Origin of the sequence: Odoribacter lunatus, assembly GCF_943193135.1 — a bacterium.
GTDB lineage: Bacteria > Bacteroidota > Bacteroidia > Bacteroidales > Marinifilaceae > Culturomica > Culturomica lunata.
The window spans coordinates 1-3,114 of the sequence record NZ_CALPCZ010000056.1 but is presented as its reverse complement, the minus strand read 5'-3'; the positions used below and the strand labels follow the sequence as shown (position 1 = coordinate 3,114).

Below are 3,114 nucleotides of genomic sequence, written 5' to 3'. Positions count from 1 at the left end.
AAGCGTTCCTCAAAATTGTGGCGTTTATTCATAAAGTTTCCCAAAAGTTTTATGTCCAACTTTTGGGGGGCACTTCAAAAAAGAGGCTCTTTTTGCATCAAAAACATACTCTTTTTGAATAGAAAACCTATCGTTTTTTTTTGAGTAAAAAAAATTGGCAAAAATGGAACAGTGGAAAAAGCCATTTTTCCACTGCTCCATTATCCTATTTCTTCACTTTTAATCCAGCGGTGTAATCCGAATTTGACCGTGTCCGCTATTTACTCCCGCAGTCATCGAAGTATTGATGAAAACTAATCCGGAATAATGTTTCGGCTGTCCGGTATGAATAATATTTGTAGCAGTTGAGGCTACATCAATTGCATTGCAACCGGTATGACCAGAAATAAACGAGGAACCTCCCGCTCCGGAACCGACAACATATGAACCTGAAGTACCCGCACCGCCACCATAATATCCGCCACCGCCACCTCCTCCATAATAAGTACCCGTCGGATCGCCTCCTCTTCCCCAAACTCCACTTGAGTAATTAGAGTAAGCGTATCCCAATGTTCCACCTTTGGTTTGTGTACCCCCGGTTGCAACATAATATGGATTACTTGTTCCCGACATTCTATGTAAGGTTCCATTGTATCCTGTCAGTCCGCCACCGGCTCCACCGGCATTTCCATAAAAGTACCCGTCTGCTCCTCCGCCACCGGCAGCCACCATAATGCGAGATTTCAATGACATAAACGTATTCCATGCACCACCTGTCAATCGAATATCCGTAGCACCGCCACCGGACCCTCCGGAGGAATCATCTTTCCACGGACTTGCTCCACGACCACGACCTCCACCATTAAATGTAGCACCGCCGGCAGAGGTTCCGGCTGCTCCGACATACAAATAAAACATCTGGGATTTTGCCAATGTTATTTCTCCACTCACATAACCGCCATATCCTCCCTGTTTGGTTCCTCCATAGTAACATAATGCGTAGCCGCCTATGGCACCCCACGCTTCCATTTTATAGTTACCCGGAGGCAGGACGATACACTGTTCCTTACCCGTATAGCCCCATGTCTGAACAGTTGATAAAACCGTTGCATTGCTTACCTGAATATCCACCGTAAATATATCCGGACATTCTTCCCATTGTACTTCCAGTCGGTATAAACCATCTTTATAAAGATTGCTGACAAGTGTCGTATTATTTTCTTCACTCACAAAATAATCCGATGAGCCCACTACATTCCACTCATACTTTAACCCGTTCCACCGATGCGGAATGGCTACCGGACAAGGATTAAATGTATAAGACGAAGCAACAAACGGTTCCGGAAAGACTTTTACCGTGACTTCATTGCTTTCTGCAATACCCACAGCACAAATCCCTGTACGTTTAAAGGTGTACACAACAGGAGCCGTGGTCTTGTTTTCAAAGTGTTCATATTTCAATGTAGTACCACCCGCATTGGGAACTATATCAAATTTTGCTTCTCCGGATTTCTTTACATACCAATTGTATTGAAAACGCATATCGGGGAAGTCAGGACAAGAGGCTTCTGTTATATTCAATACATCCGTTTCTCCCCAACAGGCAGTGTCTTGTGACATCTTTATCTCCCCGCCATCAATCCTGATACCGGAAAGATTATATACTCCCCGAAATCCCACCGTACTGTCCCGTTGCGTAACGCTTGTAAAATAGTTCATCGCTTCCGTCCGGTCCGAAGTCCGCAACAAATCATCCGCACTATTAAAACCTCCGCCTCGCACTCCGTATCTCGTCGCTGTCTTATCCCACAAACTGGCGTTATAAACACCCGTACCGCAACTACCACCGTTTAGATTCGTGTAGTTTACATTGGCACACAGTTCCTTTAAATTCCCGCTCATTTCCATCACTGCCCAATACGTGGCACCCGCCTGGGTTTGGTTGGTAGCCGATGTGGCAAACAGTCCACAACGTACCGGCCCATTAATACTGTTACTTGTACCGCTATTTACATTCTTTAAATAGCTTAGCGCCTGCTCGCGCTGGTCTCCCCGGTAATTTAAATCGCCTAATCCGCTTAGGCGGTTGATGCCGTTATTTGTATTCCACGCATACTCTCCTTGAGCGGGCACTTGGGGATAAAACCGTCGGCAGGCCTTTTCATACTCCAATTCACTCATGGGACGTAATCCGCTCCAGCTGCAATATGCAATCATATCTTCTATACTCATGTAATTGCATGCGAGTGTTTGTCCGTCATCCGAGGAAAACAAGTCATTCGCCGGGTTCAGATTATTCCCGAATACCGCGGGTGTATTCGGTTGCCGCTGTTCGATAAACACAATACCGTTCCGACAACTCGGCACATGGGGGTCTCCAAACACATAATCCCCCCGCTTCATATTGGCAAAATCATTGTTTGTAATTCTTGCTTTCTGCTGTTCCAATGTCAGAGAGTTAAGAAATTCCATGTACTGCTCCTGGCTGGTTTCGTATTTCATGATATAGAAACCCGCGTACCCTTTCGGATAAGAAGCTGAAAGAGAAACATTCGGCATGCCGTCTTTGGCTGAAAGCGTCATTGCTGCCTCGGTATCTATCACCACGGCCGCCGTATCGCCCACAGCAAAACTCTTGTGGGAATACGCATCCCCTAAGTAATACGCACCGTATGGAACATACACCATTTCGATTGCGTGAACGGCGACATAAATCTCATTCAAGGCGTCGCCGAAATCACTTTTGCTTAATCCCGTACCCGCCAATGGCCATTTCGCCTGTAATCGAACACTTACGTTTCCTTCCGAAACGTCATCACGCATCACGTATAAACCGTTCACCTTACCGGCATTGGCACCCACCATATAGGTGTAGTCACCGCCCTCGCTACCGACTGCCGTACTTAATACATGCCCCGAAGAACCCAAATACGCATGCTGCCACGGATTGGTCAAGCCCCGCTTTTTGTATTTAAAGAACACCCACGCGGCATCCCAGTTGAAATCATCCCGCCACGAATTATCCCAACGAAGATACACCTCAATAATCGCCGTATCACCTGAAAAGCCGATAACACGCGTTTTACCGTCCACCCGAATATTATTACCGAACACGGGTGGAGAAAACAGACCGGA

The 3,114-nt window shown here is 46.4% G+C and carries 1 protein-coding gene; it reads right to left on the bottom strand.

All coding sequences use genetic code 11. The features are described 5' to 3' along the window. Positions 1-219: 219 nt before the first annotated feature. Positions 220-3,114: glycine-rich protein (locus tag NFR61_RS11050; RefSeq protein WP_251624119.1), on the bottom strand; the 2,895-nt coding region annotated here is incomplete at its 5' end.